Source organism: Bacillus sp. TL12 (assembly GCF_022625245.1).
In the GTDB taxonomy this organism is placed as follows: domain Bacteria; phylum Bacillota; class Bacilli; order Bacillales; family Bacillaceae_G; genus Bacillus_A.
The window spans coordinates 108,838-133,463 of record NZ_JAJJBY010000013.1 but is presented as its reverse complement, the minus strand read 5'-3'; the positions used below and the strand labels follow the sequence as shown (position 1 = coordinate 133,463).

The following is a 24,626-nucleotide window of genomic DNA, read 5'->3' as shown; positions in this document are numbered from 1 at the left end:
ATATTGAAGGGGCGAAGAAAAAATGGAGAAAGTGCTAGTAACGGGGGGCTTCGGATTTATCGGATCCCATATTGTAGAAAAATTAGTTCATCATAATTATGAAGTTGCTGTGTATGATAACTTATCCACCGGATCCATAAATAATGTTCATTCAAAAGGGATCGCTTTCTTTGATAGCGTAGAAGATGAAGGGGCATTAGAAAAAGCGATAGAAACATTTAAGCCTGACTTTGTAATTCATCAAGCCGCACAAATTAGCGTACAAAATTCCGTTTCAAATATAACAAATGATGCAAGAATCAATATAATAGGTTCAACAAATATTATAAAACTCTCTCAGAAATATGGTGTTAAAAAGATCATATTTGCTTCTTCAGCAGCTGTATATGGCAATTCTAAAATCATGCCTATTCCAGTCTCACACCCTACTCGTCCCTTATCACCTTATGGCGTCTCTAAACAAACAGCTGAAGAGTATTTAAAGCTCGCAAAAGAATTATATGATATAGACTATGTCATTCTTCGATATAGCAATGTTTATGGTCCAAGGCAAACTGTAAGCGGTGAAGGCGGAGTTATTTCAATCTTTATCAATCATGTAATGCAAGAGGAGCAATCTGTTATTTACGGGGATGGTTTACAAACAAGAGATTTTATCTATGTAGACGATGTAGCAAGTGCCAATCTTCAGGCATTGAAATACAATGGGAGCGGTACTTTCAATATATCATCATCAACTTGTACAAGTATCAATGAAGTATTCTCGATGATTCAATCGATTGGAAAACAAAATGTATCCCCCATTTACCAACCTGCAAAAGACGGTGATCTCAAAGAAAGTTTGCTCTGTAATAAAAAGAGCATTCAAAAATTAGACTGGCAACCTATATATTCATTGGAAAAGGGTCTTGCGAATACATATGATTATTACCTTAAGCAAAAAGACCCTATTTTATCTAGTGGAAAAGAACCTACATCTGTACTTAAGTAACTTTACAGTTGTAAATTGGGAGAGAAATAAGTGAATAAGAAAACAAACTCAATTATTAAAAATATATTCCACTTACTTTACAGCACAATTTTAGCGAATGTTTTAAATGCAAGTACGCTCATACTGTTGGCAAATTACTTTAACTCAAAGAACTATGGAATATTTAGTGTAGCACTAGCTCTTTCCATGGTCATGCATTTTTTTACAGATTTAGGAGTTAGTAATACGTTCCTTCGTGAAGGATCAAAACAGGAAAACCTCCATGCTACATTTTTTTCTTATATAAAAGTTCGAGTAGTATGTTTACTGTTAACATTTATTATTTTTTCTTTCGGTATCCATATCTTTTACCAGGAACAACAAATTCTTTATATGATGTATAGTTTAATGATTCCTTTAATCATCGGACTCGTGCTGCAAAGCATCGGAATAACCTACTTTCAATTAGCTGAAAGAATGCAATTTATCGCATCTATAAAAATCTTCTCATCCATTATCTTAGTCATATTTACCATCTTGTGCATAAGCTTCAAGGTGGATATACATGTAACAGCTTTTTTATATGGTTTTTCTTATTTAGTCGGTGGGATTTACTGTCTGTATTTACTCAGAAAAAACATGGAATTTCAATGGAAAGTCCCTTTTCAAAAAAAATTACTGATCCATATTAGTCCTTTCTTAATGAGTGGGTTATTTATTATCTTAACTCCGCAACTAGGTCCATTAGTATTAGAAAAAACACTTCCCTTAGGACTTGTTGGGCTCTTTGCAGTAGCTTACCGGATCCCCTCAGCCCTCTATCAAATTCCAGGGGTTATTGCAGGTGCATTTTTCCCACTGCTATTTAAACATTATAGTCATGGGGAGGTAAAGAAACATACAGAACTAAATATCCTGCAAATGAAATTTATGTCCTTGATTGGGATGTGCATGACAATATCTCTATTCTATTTATCTCCCTATTTGATCACGATTTTATTTGGAGATAAATGGGGATCTGCGGTTCAACCGTTAAAAATATTGTCCTTTATTATTGTCTTACAAGGATTTAACATCGCCATAGCTGATGGTCTCACAACAAGAGGACTGCAAAACCGCCGTACTATTGTTCAGTTTATAACCATCTCTATTGGCTTAGTGTCTTTTTATTATCTGAGTCTTACTTATACAATAGCGGGAGCAGCTTTTTCTGTTTTAACGATGGAAATCGTATCATTGATTGGTTATATATTAGCTAATCCAATCAGAAGAGCAGTATTAAATAAAGTCATTATTCCATATGGAACCTACTTTTCGATAAGTTTTATCCTATTACACTACTTATTATATAAGTTTCCTTTTATAGCCATGTTCTCTACCATTATCTTAATGTCTACGATGGTTTTACTATTTGATCGAACAATCCGGGACTTGATTGAAGATTTTATAAGAAAGAAAAAACAACAGAATATCAATCATTTAAAAGACGGGGGACAACGGGAGAATGGAAAGATTACAAATTAAAAAAAATACTTCTACTTTAGAAGTTTTTCTTTTGTTATTTTTTATTACACTTAGTAAATATAATTTGTCCATCGGTTTTTCATTAAAAATTTACATGATTTTTCTAGCCATTTTTTTCTGTATTTACTTTCGAAACTTTTACTTTCGCCCTCTTTATCATTATGAAATTTTATTGCTTTTATTTTATTTTACCTATTGCCTAAGCGGTGCTTTTTCACAGTATCCTGAATCAAGTATTCGCGTCATTCTAGGAGTAATCCTTGTCCTTATTTGCTACTTCATTATGATATATATGATGGAGCAAGCTTCAATTCGTGCTATTGAATCTTCCATTGCAAATGTCGGGATACTATTTAACATTACGAGTTTGTTATTGTACATAATTGGACTGCAGATAACCGGAGGATCCCCAACAGGCGTTGAGATTACCTCTTACGGATTACTATTAGATAGGGATTATCCAAGATTAATTGGACTACTTGATGACCCAAACATCTTCATTTTTTATAATACATTATTTTTTTGTTTTTACTTAACACACTTAAAAGGATTTAAAAACTCATTTGGATTCATCTTATGTATTATTACCAACCTTCTTACTTTTTCCAGGGGCGGTATTGTCGCCCTAATACTCGTTATCATTTTGTATATACTATTAGCGGATTTTCTAAAAAAGGTAAAAATGATACTTGTTGCTCTGTTATGTCTAGTCGCCATCTACGCCGCATGTTCTTTTATGCAAATCGATTTGAATCAGATTATTTCCAGCCGTATCAATGACTTTTCTTCTGATAACGGAAGTGGTCGATTTGAATTATGGAAACAGGCGATTCACTATTTTATGTCTTATCCCCTTTTGGGAATCGGTGCCTTTAATTTTTCGGATTATTATGCATTTGAACATAATGAAAGACTATATGTTCATAATACATATCTAGAAATCTTAGTAGAGGCAGGAATTATTGGCTTTCTTTTTTACCTTTCTTTTTTATTCCTGTTCCTAATCAAGATCTTTAAAACGAAATTGCATCGTGAAAAACCGTATATTATTCTTACACTTTTCGCTTTTTTATTACAGATGATATCCCTTTCTCTCATGATTAATGAAGCACTTTTCTCCTTTTTAGCAATTGCTTTAAAATATATTTCTGTATATGAAAGAAAAGAGGCTGGTTTTTATGATATACACACAAGAAAATAACGAATCATTGGTTTCTGTTATCACTCCCTCTTATAACAGCTCTCCTTTTATAAAAGAAACCATTGAATCCGTTCAGGCTCAATCATATACTAACTGGGAAATGATTATCGTTGATGACCAGTCGAAAGATGACTCAGTCCATGTCATCAAACAATATATAGAAAAAGACCCGCGAATTAAACTGATTACTTTAAATCAAAATGCTGGTGCTGCTAGGGCTAGAAATATAGCATTAAAAGAAGCTCAAGGAGATTATATCGCCTTTTTAGACAGCGATGACCTCTGGTTACCTACCAAACTAGAAGAACAAGTCACTTTTATGCAAAAAGGTAATCTAGCCTTTTCTTTTACCTCGTATTCTTTAATTGATGAACGAGGAAATGCAATGAATGTGCAAGTTCATGCACCAAAAATCGTAGATTACAAATATCTTCTAGGAAATACAACGATAGGCTGTTTAACGGTAATGTTAGATCGGCGTCAATTGAAACAAATTGAAATGCCCGTTATCCAACCTGAAGATACTGCCCTATGGCTAGTATTATTACGGCTAGGATATCAAGCCTATGGCTTACAAAAGGTTTTATCTAAATATCGCATTGTAAGTAATTCTACTTCAAGAAATAAATTAAAAGCTGCCTACCGATATTGGAAACTGTTACGAAACCAGGAAAAGTTAAACTTTGTAAAAGCCAACTTTTATTTTAGTCAATATGCCTATCATGCATACAAAAAAAGCAGAGGAGGCTGACCTACTTCTATATCCAGTGGGAGGAAATAAAAAATGAACAATATTCTATTATTAACCGATAAACTCATAACAGGTGGCGCTGAGATGTATTTTTGCAAATTAGAAAACCATCTCAAAGATGAAAACATGACGTTTTATTCAGCAGCTGCCACAGGTGAGTTATATAAACAAATTCATAATAAGCATCATTTCATTCCGTTAAGCTTAAAAAATCACCCTGCTAATCTCTATGCATTAAGTAAACAGGTAATGAAATTGAACATTGATGTGATCCATGCAAATAGTCTAAGAATGTTACTGTATTCCATTGCAATAAAAAAAATCACGGGGAGAAAAATTAAGCTGGTTTATACAAAACACAATGTTACAATACTTGAAAAAAAATTGCCCGCGCTATTTAAAAAAGTGTTAAATCAACATGTTGATCAAATCATCGCAGTTAGTAACTTTGAAAAAGAGAGATTACTACAATTCGGTATAAGAAAAGACCTTATTCGAACAATTTACAATGGTGTTGATGTAAAACATTTTTATTTTCAACAAATACAACCTAAAGAAACCCTCAATATCGGAATTTTAGCCCGATTATCAAAAGAGAAAAACCATGAACTTTTTTTAAAAATTGCAAATGAGTTAAAAGATGTACGTAACGTAATGTTTTATATTGCTGGAGATGGGCCTGAACGGGACTTTATTGAAAACACGATTCGTGATTTCAAGTTAAATCATAAGGTGAAGCTTTTAGGTAATACATCTAATCCATATGAATTTATTTGCAATATGGACTTGTTGCTTCTAACATCCTTAAGAGAAGTGTTTCCGATGGTAGTCCTTGAAGCAATGGCTTCTGGAACCCCTATTATTTCTGTCGATGTTGGCGGTATCAAAGAGGCGATTATAAATGAAGAAACTGGAATTCTCATTTCTCATCACTCTGAAAAAGAATTCGCCAAAAAAATCCAGTTCCTTCATGACAATCAAGACTTAAGAAAATATTTAGGAAAAGCGGCAAGAGAAAAAGTAGAAACATCCTTTTCCCTCTCAAATATGATTCATTCTACACTTGAAACCTATCAATATTAAAAAAACAAACGAGGTCATCGTTTGTTTTTTCTTTTATACATATGCATTTTTTTTAACATGCATATTATATAATACCCCACTATATAAGGAGTGTTATAAGTTGACAGAACCTCATAACTTTGCTGAAGATTGCCGAAATCAAAGTGTTGTTAATATTGATTGTTTTGGTGCCAGTCCAGATTTACTCAATAATTCCCAAGCTATTCAAGAAGCCATTGATTATTGCGTGGCCAACAATTATTCCAAAGTTGTTATCACTGGGAAGAAACAATACACTATATCCTCTCCTATTGTTATGAAGTCAAATGTACATCTTGAAATGGATCCCACTGTAACATTAATCGTGAAAGGGAATTTCCAAGTGTTTGAACTTCAAAAAAACTCTTCAATCTCTGGTGGCTCGATTGAAATCGTGGACAACAGCTTTAACTCATCCGTTCTTTTTCTTTCTGGTGCCCAACAAATAGAAATTCATAATCATACTTGTATATCAAATATTAATATAATAAACCGTACAACCACTTACCAAGGTATTGCAATTTATTTCTCTTGCACAAAAGCATGGGATTTCATAAGTTTCGTTAAGGCATACTCAATTCAAATCACAAACTTTCATACGGCCATCTATTTAAAAACAGAAAAGCTCGAGGATATAAACAATCCTTGCTGGATTAATGCAAACTCCTTCCACTCTATCTTCATAGATGGCTGTCAGTACGGTATCGAGATTGTAGGAAATGGTGAATTACCTTACGAAATTTCCGGGAACACCTTTACCGGAATCCAAGTACAATGCCGGAAACAAACAAAGAAAGTAATCCGATGTTCCGGTGCTTATAATATGTTTGATGGAGTAATATGGGACGTCTTTCGTATGGATGCTCCTCCTCTCGTCATCGAATTTTCTTCCACTTCTCATCATAACTACCTATTTTCAAATCAAGCCTCCACATCTATTCTTGATCGTGGCCTATACAACCATTGTACCTCACCACATGAAGAATCTCTTCCTATATACCCTCCTCTTGCATTAGGAAAAGCGCATCTAGTTGGAAATCAAGATGATATTTTAGTAAATGCAAATCTCCGCTACACAATACGCCAACTTTCTGGAAAATCCCCTTACGGAGGACATATTAATAATTGTTTTAACCTACTCGATGAACAAAGTGTGAATTACCTAGATGTTCCTAGCACGCAGCCAATTGTTATCGAGTTAGATTTTTTTAAGCAGCCTATTAAAATGCTAAATTGTATTGGCATCTATTTTGGATGGAATGAAAGTCCAAGTCGTATTTTAATTGAATATCAGCGGAGCCTAAATGGACCATGGGAGGTTGCTAAAGATCTCCAATTTAATGTCGGAAACACCGTAATTTCAGACGTAAGAGCAACTACGTTGTATAAAGTTAAACTAACACTAAGCGGATATACACAAGATCACAAGAGATTTCGTATAAATAGAATATTCGCAAAATCATCTTTACAACATGGCTCCTCATGGCTGCCAACTACTGGTGGCACATTATATGGAGATTTAGAATTTCAAAAAGGGAATACTGTGACGTTGACTTCTCCGAACGGAACAAAATGGAAATTGAGTATAAATGATCAAGGGCAAATTAGCACATCTAAACTATGAAAATCATACAAATCAAGATTCATTTACTTCCATTTAGTAGATGTTAAAATACTCCCCTTTGATATCTTCAAATGTTAGCTATTCAAAAATTCCACAAACTTTCATCTCTTATATCAAAAAACACAAAATAATCTAACAATTCACTTTACATTATCATGCCCCTAGAAGGTGAATTTCAATTTATACGAAATAATTATCCCCTTCTCTACATGAATCTAGGGGCTCCTCCTCCAAAAGCAACTTCCGATTAAGAGAACCTTATAGTTACTGTTTCATTTTATTTGTTTGTCCCCTATCAGAGATTCTGCTCATAGGCACAGAAGAAAGCTCAATGGTCGTATCCATACTCTTATCTGTAAGCTCAATAATAGCATTTTCATGCTTGATCTGGTCCAAATCCCACACCATCCCATGAAACTCATTATGTTGCCCGCTCACCTTCAAAACACTTTTTGTTTTACTTGAAGGCTGTATCTGTAAATCGGTAAATTGATTCCCACTAGCCTCATTCGGTATCGTTGAATGACTATCCATGTAAATCATGTTTACACAATCCTCTAAAGAAAAATTCAGAAACCGATTCGCATTTATCCAAGCATATCCAGAATTCGGTTTATCTACTTTTAACTTTACTCCATTCTTCATTCCTACTACCTTAACGTTTTCGAAGTTAACAAAAGAAATTTCATGTTCTCTTCCGCCGGCGTATAACGATATACCTGTTCCCTTGTTTGTTTCAGACCAATTGATGATATTTATATCCTTTATATGTGTTTTGTTCCAAGTGTTATAATATTTATGTTTACCATCTAAATAGATTACTTCCGAGTTAAAATTCGCATCATCAATGGCAATATAGGCCCCTTCAATGGAAGCATTCTTCTCAAGTTCAATCACCCTAAAATTACCATCAACAATGAACTGCGTTCCATACCCGAATAATAGCTTAACACCTTGCTTCACAACGATAGGCGAGGTAATCTTGTACTTCTTGTCATCAAGCAAAACAATCTTTATTTTATTATCCTTTGCTTTATTGATCGCTAATTGAATTTTATCAGAATCATTTTTCCCTTTAAAATCCTCAACGTATATCTTCTCTTTTCGATCTGAATTAGAATGATTTTGATAGTAAAAAACAAAAATAACGAGTGCTATACCTAAGAAGATTAAACCAATCATTTTTTTCATCGTACTCATCCTCATATTTAGTTTCCTCTCTTCGGTTCGTTATATATAAATACCCTATTGCCACCTTCAAATATGAACACTTTCATAAAGTGAAACTTTATGAAAGTGGGGGTTTTCTTCATCCCCCACTGATTATCAACCCTCACCAATCGGGCTTTTACGGGCAGTTTATCTCCCATCTACCTTCTTTAGAAAAGCAGAAGCGGCTCGTTCAAAATCGTAGGACGTTGGAGCTCCCGACAGAGAGGCGCTTTTTGCCTCGTCCGAGGGAGCGAAACGGCTGGAGATTTTAGCCGCTAGAGCTGGACATTGCTTTCGCCGAATTTTGAGGTGGGAGTATTACTGCCCTAAAATAACGGGATAAAACAAGATTAAAAGATAAGAAGACTACCATACACTCCTCAAGAACTGATATGATCTCCCCTAAACAGGAAAAATATAAAAACTTCTTTGAATAAGAATGTTTTTAGCTTTATTGATAGGGTAGATTTTACTAAAAAGAGACTGATTGGATTTTATAACATTTTTTACAACTATTACCTCTTTTATTTTCGTGCAGATAGATGTTTTTTGCAAGCAAAAGGTGTATTTCTTTTCCTTACAGATTTACGTCGAAAGTGTCAACAGAAAACACATTAATCTATCTTGTTTAGAAGGAATAACGTTTTTCACAGTAGGGGTAATAAATATTCTTAAGTTGATGAGCATAGGGAGAATCCTAAGGTATTAACAATTCTAGTTCTATACATGTGAGCGAGCACGTTATCACAAAGGAGATTTTTCTTATGATAGCGTGCTTTTTTATTTACACTATGTTCCTTCGTTTTAGAAAAAGATATAATATAAAACTTATATATAAAATTCTTTATATTACAACTAAAAAAGGAGAGTGTATATTGAAAACACGAACAATACTGATAGTAATTACTGCATATGGCTTGTTATGCACGGCCTCTATCCATACATATACAAAACAGCTAGCCAATCCAGTTATAAGTGATGTGGGCAGATTACTTCCTACAAAGATTAAACAGGTTGAAAATGTGGAGGATGAACAGACATTAAAGCAGCTAGTTAAGGCTGCAAATGCTTCAGGTGAGAAGATTTCAATTGCGGGAATGCAGCATAGTCAAGGCGGACAGACTTATTATCCAAATGGTACAGTGCTTGATATGAAAGGATATAACAAAATATTAGAATTTGATCCAGAGAAAAAGAGAATTCGCGTGCAAAGCGGTGTGACCTGGGATGATATTCAAAAGAAAGTAAATCCATATGGCCTTGCTGTTCAAGTGATGCAATCTCAAAATATTTTTACAGTTGGCGGTTCATTAAGTGTAAACGTACACGGACGCGATATTCGTCATGAAGCACTCATTGATACAGTAGAATCCTTTCGATTGTTAATGGCAGATGGTACGGTTAAGAATGTAAGTAGAGAAGAAAATGCTGACTTGTTTCCTTATGTGATTGGAGGTTACGGTTTATTCGGCGTGATCTTAGATGTGACGCTTAAGTTAACGGAAGACGAACTATATGAAATGAAAACGAGAACGCTAGATTATAAGGAGTATACATCATATTTTAAAGGGAAAGTGAAAAAGGATGAGAATGTTCGCATGCACTTAGCGCGTATTTCTGTAGCTCCAACCTCATTTTTAAAAGAAATGTATGTGACAGATTATGTTTTAGCAGAGAACCAAAATGAACGGGAAGAATACAGCGAACTAAAAGAAGAAAATATTATTGCTGCGCCGAAGTTTTTCCTTGGATTATCAAGGTATAGCGACTGGGGAAAAAATACGTTTTGGGATATACAAAGGAACTACATTGAGCGCATAAATGAAACATATGAAACTCGAAATAATGTGATGCGATCAGATAGTACTTTTATGGAATACGAAAATCCAAATCGAACAGAGATTTTACAAGAATATTTCGTACCTATCGATCAATTTACAGCTTATATAGATGATTTGCGAAATGTATTAAACAAAGAAGAATTAAACCTTCTTAACATTACGATCCGTTATGTAGAAAAAAATGAGAATGCGGTTTTATCCTATGCAAAAGATGATATGTTTGCACTTGTGCTCCTTATTAATCAAGGACGTTCTGAGGGTGAAATAAAGAAGACGAAAACAGTGTTAGGGAAGATGATAGATGTTACTTTAAAGCACAATGGCAGTTATTATTTACCGTATTATTCCTATCCGACAAAGCAGCAACTGAAGCAGGCATATCCTCGTATAGAAGAATTTCTTCAAAAAAAGAAAGAAATTGATTCGCAAGAACGGTTTGTGAATTTATTTTATAAGGAGTATAGCAAATGACATATAGAAGATTTGTAACTTCGCAAAGTATCATCATGATGGCCGGCAGTATGGTATTCCCCTTTTACATACTGCTGCTTCGAAATGTTGGAGATAGTTTCTCTCAATTTGGCTGGGCATATGGCTTATTTGCATTAACTTCCGCTTTAGTCTATCCTCTAATCGGAAAAATCTCTGATAAATTTGGAGATAAAGAGTTATTAATTATATACGCTTGGTCTATGGCGGTATTAATGCTCTGCTTTCCCATTGCTACAGAAGTTTGGCACGTTTACATTCTACAAATTATGATGGGGTGCTTAGGTGCCGTGCAACGAAACACCGAAAAAACATCACTCGCCCGGAAAGTAGAAAGTAAAGAAGCAGGCTATGAAATAGGAAAATACCACGTATGGACTTCAATTGGTGGTGCAGTAGCTGTCATCATAACAGGCTATCTAGTCGACTTTTTAACGATTGGTACCATTTTTTATATCGCTTCCGTTTTATATATGGTGAGTGGTATTGTGATAGTGAAGCAGAAATAAGAAAACAGTAAAATAAATAACCGGTTCCTTAACATACAGGGAATCGGTTATTTTGTGTCTAAACGTACAATGTTCTTTTTTTGATATGGTGAGGCCTTTAGAATTCAACATAAAAAAACCCGTCGATGACGATCACTTTTGCTCAATTAAAGCTACCCTTTAATTCAAGAAGAAAAAGAAGTATGAATCAATCTGAATCAGGTCTTATCTCTCTAACTCCTAAGACATTTCCTGATCTTGCATCAACCTCTACAATGAATCTTTTGTTATCTTTTGCTGAAATATAGAATTTATAAAACATTACTCCATATATTAGATGCATTTTTATACGTTCAACATTTCCAGGTACTTGTTTAAGGGCTATACCTTGAGCATAATCTACCATTAGTATTCTTTCATACAATTGAAGTTCCTCCTTAATTTTATTTTTGAAATATATTATGAAAAAAAGAAAAAAGTGCTTGTACCAATTAATCAAGATTATAAATTTTCCCTTATATATTATTAGGAGTCCTGACGTATGCCCATCAAGTCAAGAATTTGAGATTGCCTCATCGCTATCAAGCTAAAATTTTATAGTACCCTCAGAACGAAATTTTGTGCTAACTTGTAACACAAAATCTCATTTTTTCGTTTTGGGGTAATTCTGAATTCATAAGTTGATAAGCATGTGTAATAATCCGCAAGTAATCAATACTAGTAACTAGAAAATGGAGAATTTAACATACTTTCAAAATAACAAATTGTTATGGTAATATTTTCAATGTATAATTATGGTACTGTTTGTTTTTATGAAAAAAATACGGGGGAATTTTTAATGAAAAAAATCATACTAGGGGCACTAACAACTTCCTTTTTATTGGCTGGATGTAATAATTCTACTGAAAGCAAACCAGTCGATACAAAAAAGACTGCGGCAGAAGAAACAACGAAATCTACAAAAAATGAGGATACACAGGATACAAATCCGAAAAAAACTGAAGAAGTTTTATCACCTACTAATCAGAGTACAAAAGATTTCATCACACCATTATTAGTAGAATCAGAAACAACTGCTGATATTATGACAATACAAATACAAGAAGATATGAAACAAAAACTTGAAGAAATTAATAAAAAAATGCAAGCAAGTCTTCAAAAAAATTATACGTGGTACATGGAGTATATAAAAGCAGCACAGCCTGGAGAAAGATTAGCATATCATGAAAATATGGGAATTACACAGGAAGAATATGAACTGTTCCTATCATCTGATCAATATATGAAACTTGTTAAAGGACAAGAAGGGAAAATTCACTTCAAAAAAATCAGTGACAATGTATACGAGATTCAAACGAATTCTCCAATCAAATTATTAAACAAAGTTCAAATTGATTTTGCCAGCAATACATTAAAAACAGAGTTTGGTACACTAAATTACGATGATAAAATCCCAGCTGACGATGGTCAAAAAATAACTGGAAGATGGAATGGTGAACAGTGGAAACTAAGCACCGGTAGCTTCACCGCAACGTATGCAATTGGTCAACTTGAAGACTCTAAGAAAACAATTATTTACATAACGGCAAAAGGTCTTTTAGATGGTAAAACAATCAATCAAAATCAAGTGATTGAATTTAAAGCACAATAATTCATAAGAGAAAAAGGATAGATAATAGTAGAATATTCTACTGCATCTATCCTTTTTTAAAGGGTTCAAAAAACATTTCTACTCTTCCCTCTCCACAAACCTCCCAAACTCCTTCAAAAACCTTAGCTTCATTGTCCCAACAGGCCCATTCCGATGCTTTGCGATTTGAATTTCTGTTATATCTTTATGCTCTGTATCCTTATCATAATAATCCTCCCGATACATAAGCATAATCAAATCTGCATCCTGCTCAATCTGCCCTGTCTCCCTTAAGTCAGATAAAAAAGGGCGCTTATCTTGACGTGACTCTACACCGCGGGATAACTGTGACAATGCGATGACACATACATTTAAATCGCGTGCCATTAACTTCAGCTTACGAGAGATTTCACTCATTTCTTGAAACCTGTTTCCTCTATAGTTTGAATCACCTGTAATAAGCTGCAAATAATCAATTATTACAAGCAGCTTTTTATCCTCATACTTTCGTTTCAGCTTCCGCACTTGCATCCACATCTCTTGCGTTGTAACGCCGGCCTTATCATAGATTTCCATGGGCAGATCTCCAATTTCCGCAAATGCCTGGCTCATTTTCCCCCAGTCATCTATCGTAAAGCGATGCATTGGATTTTTCATCCTTTCCCCTGATACACTACCCAAACAAGAAAGCATCCGTTTCAACAATTGCTTATTGCTCATCTCTAGAGAAAACAAGCTAACTGCCGCATCCGATTTCGCCGCATGAAGCGCAATATTTAAAGCAAACGCCGTTTTTCCAATCGAAGGCCGCGCCCCAATCACAACGAAGTCACCTTCCTGCAAGCCACACGTCATCTTATTAAAAGCTGAAAAACCCGTCTCAATGCCCGTTAGTTCCTCTGTATCTTGATGGAGCTCTTCATAAAGATCGACTAACATATCCTTCAAATCAAAATCTAATGTACAATCCCCTTCTTCTAGTTTACAAAGCGCTGTAATCGTCTCGCCAATTACTTTCTCATCTTTCTCCGCAAGCAGCCGTTCACACATGTTATGTGCTGCACTGCCTGCCTGATTCATTTTCCACGCGCTCCGAACAAGCCCCTCATAATATGAGAAGTTAGCTGTAGTAGGAACACTCTCCATCATATTTACAAAATACTCAATCCCGCCAATTTGCTTCAAAAAGTCGGGATTCATCTTAGAAACGAGCATAACAAGATCAATCTTCTGTCCACTTTCCTCTATTTCTCGCATTAACCGAAATACCGTTTGATGCACCACCGTAGAAAAATGGTGCTCAGTGAGACGACATTCCTGAATCAGTTCTCCCTCAAGCAATAAAGAACCTAATACCGTCTGTTCCGCCTCTATATTTTGAATGCTCATGGCCGCCACCCATGCTCCTGCAAGAACTTCTGCAACTCTTCTTCAGACGGGGTATTCTTCTCCCACTCCTCACACTCCGCCAAAAACTTCTCCGTCTCTTGCATACCAGGCGGCTCCTTCTTCCGAAAATTCACTTCCGCTTGTTCCACATCACTCAGCTTCATATAGCCTTTTCTATGCCACTCCCGCAAAATCCCTTTCACATAACCAATCGTCCGCTTATTATTTTCAACCGCAATCTGAAGCGCCTTTAACACAAGCTCCTCCGATAGATCTGTCATCCACTCACTTAATTCTTCCGCCACATAAGGCGACAAACTACCGAAATTTTGTTCATAAAACAGAAATACACCGTTTCCCGTTTCTTCCTCCTCTTCCTCACCTTGTTCCTCTGTTTTATACTGATCAATCAGCTCCTCTGTAACAATATCAGACACATCATACGGCGAACCGAATTGCTCTAAAAGTAGCGGAATACTCATCTCGTCCTCCAAACACTTCCGAAGAAACATCTTAACAAACTCTTCACTTTTCACACTCTTCAGCTCACGCAGCACACACTTCTCTACATTCGTACTCGTAATCGGATTATAACGAAGCCAATTTAAAATAAATAACTCCTTCGTTTCCGCATCGTACAAGATCTTTCCATAATCAACAAAGCGCTGCAGCAACTTCTCAACAGTCTCCCGGTTATAACCAGTCTCCATCTCAGCCAAACGCTTCGGCAGCGAATAAATTCCGCACTGCGTCGTCTTCGAACAAGTAAGCAAATAAAGATAGAAATAGCGCTCCTCCGGCGTTAAATCCAAAACAAAATCATCCTGCCAAAAATTCACCTGTACATTACGGTATATTGCCATCTTTATTCCTCCTATTCCTTAATGAAACATATGTAATTTGCGGTTCCATGATGTATATAGGGATAAGAAAGGAATTTTGGCGGGGTTATTTTATATTTTAAAAAAAATGACTACGACTACTTTTACTTCGAAGAAATGCTTGTAGTTGTTTTTTTGTTTTGTTTTTGTTTCTTTTTAGTGATTTATTTATTGGGAGGGGGTTGTAAGGGGCTTAGTAGGAGTTCTTTTCATATGTACATGGTCGACAGTGCTGTGTATGTTTCTAAATGTAGCTTTGAAATAAAGTGAAACTTTAATCAGTGGGGGTTTTCTTCATCCCCCACTGATTATTAGTTGAACCAATCGGGCTTTTACGGGCAGTTTATCTCCCACCTAACTTCTTTGCTCCCGCCGAATTTTGAGGTGGGAATATTACTGCCCGTTAATGCGGGATAAAGCTTGATCAAAAATCCTGTTTTGAAATGCAAGACTTTTTCTTGTTCAGCAATCGGACCAGATTGTTGAGGAAGAGTTGCCGATTTTACAGAAGGTAAATTAGTTTAAGATTAATGGTGGTGAACCGTATCATAAGTAATTAAGTTTTATTGTTCAAGTTTTACCATTTAAATGGTATTCATTATTTGATTTCCATTCAAATACCTCCCGATGTTTTACAAGCAGTCAATCGTATTAAAAGGCCGACATATACTAGTTTGGAAAATCAAACATTGTATATGTCGGCCTTTATTTAATGGTCATTAATGTTTAATCGTTTTCATGATGTATGAATTATCCCCATAGGTACTGTATTTTGACGACCGTTCCCCTTTTGATTCTGGAATGCTGTAAGAACGATCGGCTATCATCCACTCTATAGAATCCTTAGCATTTACGGTTACCTTTACATGTAACTCTTCGGCTTGACCTAGAACGTAATTGAATTCAAATGGCGATTCCTTTGTAAATTCTTTTTGCTTCAACTCCAATTCTTTTCCATTGATGATCAGTTGAGATACATTCATCGTTGAAAAAGACTCCATTAACAATTCTTCAGCATTGCGATTCGTTTTCAATTGGTATTCTATTGTCCGCTTGGCACCTTCAACCTTATCAGATAATACCGTCACACTAGGTGCTTCCATGCTATATAAATCAGCCTGGGTATAACTTACATCCCAGTTTAAAACAGGAAATAATTCTGACGTATGGCCTTTCTTCACATTTTCATTAATATAATTCGATGTATATTCATTTAATGGCTGACGGGTCGCCCAATATGCTTTGTTTGAATCTGCATCCATAAAATAAGCAATATCGCTTGCTTGTGGATGTTCTGCTGTCGGCATATTATTTAGGTTGATACTGTTAGTGATCATGACCAATAATCCTGTAACTAAGAAGATGGATGGTATCACCCAATTGAATTTTATTTTTAAGGTGGTGAAAATAGATACCAGCATGGCACCTAAAAGAGAAACAAGGATCATGAGCACACCAGCCATATGCATGGATATGAGGCCTTCAAAGAGATAAATAACTGGTGATAGAATAAGAAATGCCGGGATGGCAAAACCAGCTGTAACAAGATAACTCTTCCATGAATGCTCATCTAAACGAATTAAAATATTGACGCAGATTAGAGCAAATAATAGTGGCCACGCAAACACATAACTGCCTGCTTGGAGCAGAAAACTCGAGGCAGCTAAAAGGATTAACCAAAGAAATAAGGCACCCATCATTAAGCTGCCTGTTTTGATTTTTTTATGGGCCAACCCATAAAGGATAGTCAAGAAACCAAAGATAATAATGGAAAAACTGATGAAGTAAAAGGTATCAACCGTCTTATCGGTTCCCATTAACCATTCTTGATCCGTAAAAATAAAGGTGAGTACGGACCATAATCCTGATCCGATGGCAAAAGACCCGATGATGCCAATAATGAAAACAAGAAAACCTGCAAATGTTCCAAGAAGGGATAGTTTCTTAAGCCAATATCCATGTACGACCGTAACGACAAAAAGAATAACCGCCAACAGCATAATCGGAATGACAAGCTTGTCTGAGTAGGTGATCATGTTGGAACCCAAAATGTTAAAGAAAACTTGATTCCCTTCATGAGTTTGAGTGAGATCGACGTTTCCAAAATGGGTGACAAGATGTAACATATATTCGCCGTGATGCTGGAGACTTTCTAAACTTAGCTCTTGAAAGTTATCGCTGGTTGTATGATAATGGCTAACCCCATCACCAAAGGCAAAGTTTAATCCTTTAAGACCGGCTTCTTTAAACACGCTGAAATCAGTATCATTTGGCATTTGCTTATATAAACTATAAAGGAAGGAATGAGCGACAGGTGTGTAAGCGCCTTGAACGAACTCCTTAACTAGCCAACTATTGTTATCACTTGTTTCAAACATAAAAGAGGGACCTTCGTTTCCCCGTGCCTCAAAGTTTAACACTAATCCGACATCATTTACCCAAGGATGTCCCTCTACAAATGCTTTTGCTCCAAGTAATCCATTTTCTTCTCCATCTGTTAAGAGTATAATGACATCGTTTTGAAGAGGTGCCATTTCCTTTAAGGCCCTTACTGTTTCTAAGATGGCAGCCACTCCGGCGCCATCATCGGCTGCACCTGGTGATCCTGGTACAGAATCATAATGTGCAGCAAGAATAATCGATTTTGTAGAGTTCGTTCCTTCGATTTTGGCAACAATGTTTTCCACCGTGCCGCCTACTATCCATCTGTCGACACTATTTAAAGAATTGACTTTTTGGATTTCAGGATTTAATCCTAACTCTTCTAAACTGTGAACAAGATAGTCTCGAACTCTGTCATGTTCTACCGATCCAAGAGGATGTGGTTTTACAGCAAACTCTTTTAAATGGGAGAGTGCTCTCTCGGCAGAAAACTCATTTGCTGAACCAGTAGCTGGTACAACCTTTGGTGGCTGAAGTTGTAATAAACTCACAAAAATAGTTCCAATAAGAATAGCCACAACAGCAATGAAAATAAGTGCATTTTTTTTTGTGTATTCACGAGCTTGTAGCTTCGTTTGGGTAGATGGTACTGATTCCAATTAAATTTCCTCCTTAAATTTCTAGCGAAGTATAAAGTGTAAACAATCAACCAGGGACGATTTTAGATAAAGCAAGCAAATTCAAGTTTTGGCAGCTTTCTTTTTTCATGACTGCCGTATTTCCGTTATTATTCTTGGTAGTATAAGATTGAATTTTGTTCTTTTGGAATAAGCGTGGAGGTTTGTTCTGTTCTTTGCCTTGCTCTTGGTTTGTTGATACCTGCAGTATATAGTCTCTATATTTATAATGAGATGATGAAATAAAATATACCTAGTTAAGTATCATATTTAAGTAATCGGGGGCAATTCTCTAATATGAATTGTGCCTTATCTTTTGGTATAGGGTCATTTAATGGAGTAAAGTTTTGAGGGAATCTTTGTGGATTGAAGTAATTTTTATTAAGCTGCTGTTACAGGTTAGTTTAAAAAGATTTACATCATTGGTTTGATATAATTACAGTAGAATTAAAAAAGTTTAGGGGGATTTGAAATGAGAATATGGATCAATAAAGACTTTTCGATTTCTACTAATAAAGAGTATTTGGATGTGGATTTAATACATAATTTTTTGAGTCAAGAAGCTTACTGGTCAAAGGGGATACCCAAGGAAACAGTAAAAAAGTCAATTGAAAATACTCCCTTATGTTTTGGTGTTTATAAAGGTGAAAATGGTAATGAAGTTATTGAACAAGTTGGTTTTGCAAGGGTAATAACAGATTCAGCAACATTTGCGTATCTTTGTGATGTGTTTATATTACCGGACTATCGTAAATTAGGATTATCAAAATGGTTAATGGACATTATCACCAAACATCACGAACTACAAGGAGTTCGTAGGTTTATGTTAGCTACTAATGATGCACATTCATTATATAACCAATATGGTTTTGAACAGATTGATAATCCAGAACTATTTATGCAAAAAATCCGTAAATCCCCTTATCAACAATAATGTTACTTCAATAAATGGGCCATTTTGTGGAATAACAAATCAACATAGAAAGCGACGTTTAAACGTGAGCATTAATTGTTCAATAAAATACTAATACAATTTTTATAATTGAAAAGGATAATTTTTCATCAAAGTTGAAATTTATCCTTACGTCATTTTATATCGTCCATTTACATAACAATTAACAGAAATTCTTTCTTATGCCGATTGAAGGTAACACTTTAAAACTAATGAAAGTTAGGTGCTTATATGCCAAAAGATAAAGGGCGTGTTTCCGGAAAGGTTGCATTAATAACTGGTGCGACCAGTGGTATTGGTCAAGCAGCTTCTCGAATGTTAATTAAAGAAGGTGCAAGAGTAGTTTTAACTGATATGAATGAAGAGAATGGTTTTAAATTGGCTGACGAATTAGGTAAAGATGCATACTTCATACGATTAGATGTTAGATTTGAATCTGAATGGAGAGACGTAATAGAGGAAATCATACACCGTTTTAAACGACTAGATATACTGATTAATAATGCTGGAATTACAGGTTTTCAAGAAAAAAGTGGGGAGCTTCAAGACCCGGAAAATGCCAGTATAGAAAGCTGGCATACTGTCCATGCCGTTAATTTAGATGGAACATTTTTAGGGTGTAAATATGGTATTCGTGCTATGAAGGAAACAGGAGGTTCAATTATAAACATTTCTTCCCATTCTGGAATAGTTGGTGTGGCACATGCGGCTGCCTATGCATCCAGTAAAGCTGCCATTCGTAACCACACCAAAACGGTTGCTCTTTATTGTGCAGAAAAAAATTACAATATTCGATGTAACTCCATCCATCCGGGGGCGATTTTGACTCTAATATGGGAACCGGTTATTGGAGTAGGGGAAATTCGTGAGAAGAACATAAAGACTTTTACCAAAAATGTTCCATTAAAGCGATTTGGAACAGTTGAAGAAGTGGCTTATAGTATTGTTTACCTGGGTTCTGATGAATCTGCATACACTACGGGAATCGAATTGGTTATTGATGGAGGAATGTTGGCTGGGGCATTTAGTGCAGAATAAAATCAATCCAAGCTGAAATTTTTAACGGCATTAAGTTTACAAACAGAATGGAATACATCTAACGGGTGATAATGCTCAATAAATGTCTACCGGTTTTTACAGTCTTTGATCTTCCCCTATACCGGCTAATAAAAGCATATTAGTTATTCAAGAAAAGGGCACGATTATGGAGTAACACAGGGAGAAAATGATCAAACTTTATTCCAAAGCAACACTAAAGGATATCATTGAGAACATACAAACAAGCCATCCATTCATAGAATGATGGCTTGTTTACAATTATACATAACTTGATGGCTATGGTATTCTCGCCTATACAATAGAAAACATCAAATACACACCAACAACGAAGAAAACAGCAGCCGTCTTAATTAAAGTAATACCGAAAATCTCTTTATACGCTTCCCGGTGCGTTAATCCTGTTACTGCAAGTAAAGTGATAACTGCTCCGTTATGAGGAAGGGTATCCATCCCTCCCGCTGCCATTGCGATAACGCGATGCAGTACCTCTAACGGAATCCCAAAATTCGCTGCTGCTTCAATATATTTGTCTGCCATCAACCCTAATGTAATACTCATTCCGCCCGAGCCTGATCCTGTTAGCCCGCACAATATATTCGTCATAACCGCTCCGTTGATTAAAGGATTGGAAAATGTCCCAGTCAAATAATTTTGGATCATAACAAAGCCAGGTAAAGCTGCGATAACAGCACCGAACCCATACTCAGCTGCCGTGTTCATCGCAGCTAAGATTGAGCCACTTACACCCACGCTTGTAATCGATTGAAAATGTTCTTTTACCGCTTGGAAGTTTAATACTATAGCACTCAGTATACCGATAAGAAGTGCGATTTCCACTGACCAAATACCGACAACTTGTGCCATATCAATTGTTCCGTATTCCTTCAAACCGATAGATGCAAAATCAAATCCTTTCGTATACCAAACGGGGATAAATTCTGTAAAAACTTTATTCATCACTCCAACTAGTACAAGCGGTAGAAAAGCCAACCAGTAACGAGCTGGAATCGCATCACTTGAAACAATCGGCGTTGGTGCCACTTGTGCGTTAGCCGTCGCAGCCATTTCAGAAGCCGCATCACCTTTTCCAAAATAACCTTCGCCGTTGGCCGCCGCCTTCTTCCTACACCTTTCCAAATACAGCATGCCGCATGTAAAAATGAATAACGCTCCAATGATTCCTAATGTCGGCGCTGCATAAATATCTGTTTTAAAGAACGTAGTTGGAATAACATTTTGAATTTGAGGCGATCCAGGAAGCGAATCCATCGAAAACGTAAATGCACTGAATGCGATTGTCGCTGGAATGAGACGTTTCGGAATATCTGCTTCGCGAAATAATTGTGCCGCAAATGGATAAATCGCAAACACTGCGACAAATAAACTGACGCCGCTGTATGTAAGAATCGCTCCCATTAACACGATGGAAAGAATGGCTCTTTTCACACCTATGAAACGGATAATAATTTTCGCGATTTTTTCTGCGATTCCAGTGATTTCAACCACTTTACCGAATATCGCCCCAAGCAAAAACACAGAAAAATATAATTTTATAAATCCGACCATCTTCGCCATGAAGACATTAGAGAAGAACGGTAAAACGAGCGCTGGATCAGTCAAAAACACAGCTAACAAAGCACATAATGGAGCGAATAAAATGACTGAGAATCCCCGGTAAGCAACGAATATAAGCAAGCCAAGCGATAACAGTACAATCAATAAATCCATAACCTCTAGTCCCCCTCAATTCTCCCCAATTTTTTTTATATTACGATGCCTACCAAAGGCAGACATCGTATTCTTTTTATTTATGCTGAAAAAGCGGTACTCTCTTTTCTATAAAAGCACCCACTCCTTCTTTTACATCACTCGTTTGAAAGACATGCCCAAAATTTTCAGCCTCTATTTTTAGCCCTTCCTCAAGAGAATAAGATAATCCTTTATTGATAGATTGCTTCATCAACGATAAAGCAGGAAGAGAAAATCGAGCCATCTTCGCAGCCAATTCCTTCGCCTTATTTAGCGCTTCGCCGCGTGGAACAACATGATTCACCAAACCAACTTGCAGGGCCTCTTCAGCACCGAGCGGTTCACCAGTAAACATCATTTCTTTTGCCCTCGCAGTTCCGATTAAGCGAGGCAAACGCTGCGTTCCTCCCGCACCTGGAAACAAACCTAGCGTCACTTCCGGAAGCCCAATTTTGGTATGCTCTTCTATAATCCGTAAATCACATGATAAAGCTAACTCACACCCGCCCCCAAGCGCTAATCCATTAATCGCAGCGATGACCGGCTTCGGCAGGCTTTCTATTTTATTTAATGGGTTCTGGAGCCACAATGCTTTTTCTTCTGCATATTCACTTCCTTTTCCAATCCATTCCGGAAATGACTTAATGTCCCCTCCGGCAACGAAAGCTTTTTCTCCAGCACCAGTTAGAAGCACAACAATGATTTCATCATCCCGTTCAATTTCATCAACAGCCGTCGTCAATTGCTCAATCACCGCATAGCTCAGTACATTCACAGGAGGGTTATCAATGATAATAGTGGCGATTCCTTTTTCTTTGGACCATGAAACAACTCGCTTATTTTCCAATGCAATCCCTTCTTTCTCATATGTAATAAGGCAGCTCAACTCGTTCTTTTAATAACGTATCCCACCTGCTCGCGATCCCAAGCAGCACCGATTCCTTCTTCCTGCAACCTAAACTTCTGAATCCGTTCCGTCGCAGTTTTTGGGAAAGACTCTTTGAACTGAACGTATCGCGGCACCATAAAATAAGCCATTCGTTCTTGACACCAATCGATAATCTCTTCATGGGACAGCATTTCCCCTTGCTTTACAATCACATATAATTTAACATCCTCCTCCCCCACCTCTGACGAGACACCAATAGCTGCTGATTCAAGCACTTTCGGATGATTATTCACGACCTTTTCAATTTCCCAAGAAGAGATATTTTCTCCGCGTCTTCTAATACACTGTTTGATTCGATCGCAAAAATATAAGTAACCTTCCTCGTCCTGATAACCACGATCTCCTGTATGGAACCATCCTCCTTCCATCGCTTCCTCTGTTTTATCAGGCATTTTATAGTAACCTTCCATGAACGTTTGTCCTTGTAAAGCACGAATGAAAATCTCTCCGGTTTCACCAGTCCGTACTTCATTTCCATCCTCATTTACAACCTTTGTCTCGACGTAAGAATACGGTTTTCCAATAGAAGGCGGTTTATTCGCGTTCAATGGATTCGTTACACAAAACCCTGTCGTTTCCGTTAATCCGTAACCTTCTACAATCCGAACGCCAATCCTTTCCTCAAACGGCTTCCAAAATTCCTTAGGCGTAGCGGCACAAGCTGTCACCCTTGCTGGATTTTCATAATCGGTTTCCTTTTCCGGTTGCTTACAGAGAATCGGAATCATAGATCCTAAAGAATTGAAAATCGTTGCGCCATGACTGCGAATTTCATCCCAAAAACGTGAAGCACTAAACCTCTTTCCAAGAGCAACCGTCGCATTAGAAGAAATAGCACCGAGCACTGTATGAGCTTGAGCGTTAATATGAAATAGCGGCAGCGCTGTAAATAAAATATCTTGCGAATTCGCGCCAACCATATAAGTAGCGAATGACTTTGCAGAATTAACATAAGCAGAATGACTTAACATGACCCCTTTCGGTAATCCAGTCGTTCCAGAGGTGTAAAGGATACTGTTGATAGAAGAGGAGGAAACAGATTCATTTGGAAGATATTGATAATTTGTATGCAGTACATCTTTCAATCCGATTACCGGTCGTTCTTTACCATTACCCATGGTGATTACGTTTTCATTATTATCGTGAACGACAATCCCAATTTCCCTTTTTATAAACGGTAAACAAGAAGCAATTTGAGGAACAAATTCTTTATCAACGATCATGAGCTTACAATCAGAGTGGGATACAATATACTGCAAACCTTCTCCCTTTAAATGCACATTAAGAGGCACCGCAATTGCTCCCATAAAAGATAAAGCAAACCATACATCCAGATATTCAGGGTTGTTATGAAGCATAATACAAACCTTGTCACCTTTTTGAATACCAAGTTCACTAAATCCCGCTGCGGCCCTTGTAATTCGGTGATAAAGCTCCTCATACGTAACCCTTTGTTCTTCAAATTGTAAATACACCTTATTAGGTGACTTATCGATACTTTGCATAAGAAAATGTGGCAAACTCTGATTCTCCAGCACTAGATTCCATCCCCTTCCTATTAAAATTCTTTTTATTTACCTAGCAAGAGTTATGCCAAAAATCGACTCATTCCCCATTTCCTTATTCCTTCAAGGACAAGCCTCCAATCACCCTTGCATGCCCACCTTCACATGTCGCATTTATGCTACAAATAATAACAACCATGTCGCATATATAAGAAAACGTCGCAAAAACGCGACAAATAAAAAAAGGGCTCT

The 24,626-nt window shown here is 36.5% G+C and carries 19 protein-coding genes; 11 read left to right on the top strand and 8 right to left on the bottom strand.

Translation table 11 applies throughout. The annotated features are described in order from the left end of the window. Positions 1–22: 22 nt before the first annotated feature. The 6 genes from LOK41_RS14670 (at position 23) to LOK41_RS14645 (ending at position 7,171) form a co-directional block, all read left to right on the top strand. The gene (locus LOK41_RS14670; protein ID WP_174101577.1) at positions 23–991 is read left to right on the top strand and encodes an NAD-dependent epimerase/dehydratase family protein; all 969 of its coding nucleotides are present in this window, start codon (positions 23–25) and stop codon (positions 989–991) included. Between the two features lie 30 nt (positions 992–1,021). Next, complete coding sequence (locus tag LOK41_RS14665) at positions 1,022–2,494, top strand: oligosaccharide flippase family protein (protein ID WP_241817183.1); 1,473 nt, start codon at positions 1,022–1,024, stop codon at positions 2,492–2,494. Next, on the top strand, positions 2,475–3,695 hold the full coding sequence (locus tag LOK41_RS14660) for an O-antigen ligase family protein (RefSeq protein WP_241817182.1): 1,221 nt from the start codon (positions 2,475–2,477) through the stop codon (positions 3,693–3,695). The genes LOK41_RS14665 and LOK41_RS14660 overlap by 20 nt, the downstream gene beginning before the upstream one ends. Continuing rightward, positions 3,673–4,446: a glycosyltransferase family 2 protein gene (locus LOK41_RS14655; protein ID WP_241817181.1), complete on the top strand. Its 774-nt coding sequence runs from the start codon at positions 3,673–3,675 to the stop codon at positions 4,444–4,446. The genes LOK41_RS14660 and LOK41_RS14655 overlap by 23 nt, the downstream gene beginning before the upstream one ends. A 33-nt stretch (positions 4,447–4,479) precedes the next feature. Beyond that, positions 4,480–5,529 carry a glycosyltransferase family 4 protein gene (locus LOK41_RS14650; RefSeq protein ID WP_241817180.1) on the top strand — a complete coding sequence of 350 codons (1,050 nt, stop codon included), beginning with the start codon at positions 4,480–4,482 and terminating at the stop codon, positions 5,527–5,529. Between the two features lie 100 nt (positions 5,530–5,629). Continuing rightward, complete coding sequence (locus LOK41_RS14645) at positions 5,630–7,171, top strand: hypothetical protein (RefSeq protein ID WP_241817179.1); 1,542 nt, start codon at positions 5,630–5,632, stop codon at positions 7,169–7,171. Between the two features lie 264 nt (positions 7,172–7,435). Here the strand turns inward: LOK41_RS14645 and LOK41_RS14640 are convergent, their stop codons facing one another. Continuing rightward, on the bottom strand, positions 7,436–8,362 hold the full coding sequence (locus LOK41_RS14640; protein WP_481748814.1) for a hypothetical protein: 927 nt from the start codon (positions 8,360–8,362) through the stop codon (positions 7,436–7,438). 893 nt (positions 8,363–9,255) lie between these two features. Here LOK41_RS14640 and LOK41_RS14635 point away from each other — a divergent pair. Then, positions 9,256–10,695, top strand: a complete 1,440-nt coding sequence (locus LOK41_RS14635) for an FAD-binding oxidoreductase (RefSeq protein WP_481748817.1) — start codon at positions 9,256–9,258, stop codon at positions 10,693–10,695. After that, positions 10,692–11,222 (top strand): MFS transporter, encoded by a 531-nt coding sequence (locus LOK41_RS14630; protein ID WP_241817176.1) that lies wholly within the window; start codon positions 10,692–10,694, stop codon positions 11,220–11,222. Before LOK41_RS14635 ends, LOK41_RS14630 begins: the two co-directional genes overlap by 4 nt. A 187-nt stretch (positions 11,223–11,409) precedes the next feature. Here LOK41_RS14630 and LOK41_RS14625 read toward each other — a convergent pair whose 3' ends face one another. After that, positions 11,410–11,625 (bottom strand): PepSY domain-containing protein, encoded by a 216-nt coding sequence (locus tag LOK41_RS14625; RefSeq protein ID WP_241817175.1) that lies wholly within the window; start codon positions 11,623–11,625, stop codon positions 11,410–11,412. A 414-nt stretch (positions 11,626–12,039) separates the two neighbouring features. Here LOK41_RS14625 and LOK41_RS14620 point away from each other — a divergent pair, with 414 nt between their 5' ends. Then, positions 12,040–12,852 carry a hypothetical protein gene (locus LOK41_RS14620; RefSeq protein ID WP_241817174.1) on the top strand — a complete coding sequence of 271 codons (813 nt, stop codon included), beginning with the start codon at positions 12,040–12,042 and terminating at the stop codon, positions 12,850–12,852. Positions 12,853–12,930: 78 nt separating this feature from the next. Here LOK41_RS14620 and dnaB read toward each other — a convergent pair whose 3' ends face one another. The 3 genes from dnaB to LOK41_RS14605 form a co-directional block, all read right to left on the bottom strand. Then, positions 12,931–14,220, bottom strand: a complete 1,290-nt coding sequence (dnaB, locus tag LOK41_RS14615) for a replicative DNA helicase (RefSeq protein ID WP_241817173.1) — start codon at positions 14,218–14,220, stop codon at positions 12,931–12,933. Continuing rightward, complete coding sequence (locus LOK41_RS14610) at positions 14,217–15,083, bottom strand: DnaD domain-containing protein (protein WP_241817172.1); 867 nt, start codon at positions 15,081–15,083, stop codon at positions 14,217–14,219. Before LOK41_RS14610 ends, dnaB begins: the two co-directional genes overlap by 4 nt. 737 nt (positions 15,084–15,820) lie before the next feature. Next, positions 15,821–18,142 carry a M20/M25/M40 family metallo-hydrolase gene (locus LOK41_RS14605; protein ID WP_241817171.1) on the bottom strand — a complete coding sequence of 774 codons (2,322 nt, stop codon included), beginning with the start codon at positions 18,140–18,142 and terminating at the stop codon, positions 15,821–15,823. Between the two features lie 490 nt (positions 18,143–18,632). On the opposite strand from LOK41_RS14605, the gene LOK41_RS14600 reads away from it, so the two are divergent. Together LOK41_RS14600 and LOK41_RS14595 are read left to right on the top strand one after the other, a co-directional pair. Further along, on the top strand, positions 18,633–19,094 hold the full coding sequence (locus tag LOK41_RS14600; protein ID WP_174103157.1) for a GNAT family N-acetyltransferase: 462 nt from the start codon (positions 18,633–18,635) through the stop codon (positions 19,092–19,094). A gap of 249 nt (positions 19,095–19,343) precedes the next feature. Continuing rightward, a complete protein-coding gene (locus tag LOK41_RS14595; RefSeq protein WP_241817170.1) occupies positions 19,344–20,150 on the top strand; it encodes an SDR family oxidoreductase in 807 nt (268 codons plus the stop codon). A 312-nt stretch (positions 20,151–20,462) separates the two neighbouring features. Here the strand turns inward: LOK41_RS14595 and LOK41_RS14590 are convergent, their stop codons facing one another. The 3 genes from LOK41_RS14590 to LOK41_RS14580 form a co-directional block, all read right to left on the bottom strand. Next, a complete protein-coding gene (locus LOK41_RS14590) occupies positions 20,463–21,899 on the bottom strand; it encodes a GntP family permease (RefSeq protein WP_241817169.1) in 1,437 nt (478 codons plus the stop codon). Between the two features lie 76 nt (positions 21,900–21,975). Next, complete coding sequence (locus LOK41_RS14585; protein WP_241817168.1) at positions 21,976–22,767, bottom strand: enoyl-CoA hydratase; 792 nt, start codon at positions 22,765–22,767, stop codon at positions 21,976–21,978. A 35-nt stretch (positions 22,768–22,802) separates the two neighbouring features. Next, positions 22,803–24,407 (bottom strand): ATP-dependent acyl-CoA ligase, encoded by a 1,605-nt coding sequence (locus LOK41_RS14580; RefSeq protein WP_241817167.1) that lies wholly within the window; start codon positions 24,405–24,407, stop codon positions 22,803–22,805. Positions 24,408–24,626 lie beyond the last annotated feature (219 nt).

Coding starts and splice junctions, on each gene's coding strand:
- LOK41_RS14670 (WP_174101577.1), top strand. CDS start 23: ATGGAGAAAGTGCTAGTAACGGGGGGCTTCGGATTTATCGGATCCCAT.
- LOK41_RS14660 (WP_241817182.1), top strand. CDS start 2,475: ATGGAAAGATTACAAATTAAAAAAAATACTTCTACTTTAGAAGTTTTT.
- LOK41_RS14655 (WP_241817181.1), top strand. CDS start 3,673: ATGATATACACACAAGAAAATAACGAATCATTGGTTTCTGTTATCACT.
- LOK41_RS14650 (WP_241817180.1), top strand. CDS start 4,480: ATGAACAATATTCTATTATTAACCGATAAACTCATAACAGGTGGCGCT.
- LOK41_RS14640 (WP_481748814.1), bottom strand. CDS start 8,362: ATGAAAAAAATGATTGGTTTAATCTTCTTAGGTATAGCACTCGTTATT.
- LOK41_RS14630 (WP_241817176.1), top strand. CDS start 10,692: ATGACATATAGAAGATTTGTAACTTCGCAAAGTATCATCATGATGGCC.
- LOK41_RS14620 (WP_241817174.1), top strand. CDS start 12,040: ATGAAAAAAATCATACTAGGGGCACTAACAACTTCCTTTTTATTGGCT.
- dnaB (WP_241817173.1), bottom strand. CDS start 14,220: ATGAGCATTCAAAATATAGAGGCGGAACAGACGGTATTAGGTTCTTTA.
- LOK41_RS14610 (WP_241817172.1), bottom strand. CDS start 15,083: ATGGCAATATACCGTAATGTACAGGTGAATTTTTGGCAGGATGATTTT.
- LOK41_RS14600 (WP_174103157.1), top strand. CDS start 18,633: ATGAGAATATGGATCAATAAAGACTTTTCGATTTCTACTAATAAAGAG.
- LOK41_RS14595 (WP_241817170.1), top strand. CDS start 19,344: ATGCCAAAAGATAAAGGGCGTGTTTCCGGAAAGGTTGCATTAATAACT.
- LOK41_RS14590 (WP_241817169.1), bottom strand. CDS start 21,899: ATGGATTTATTGATTGTACTGTTATCGCTTGGCTTGCTTATATTCGTT.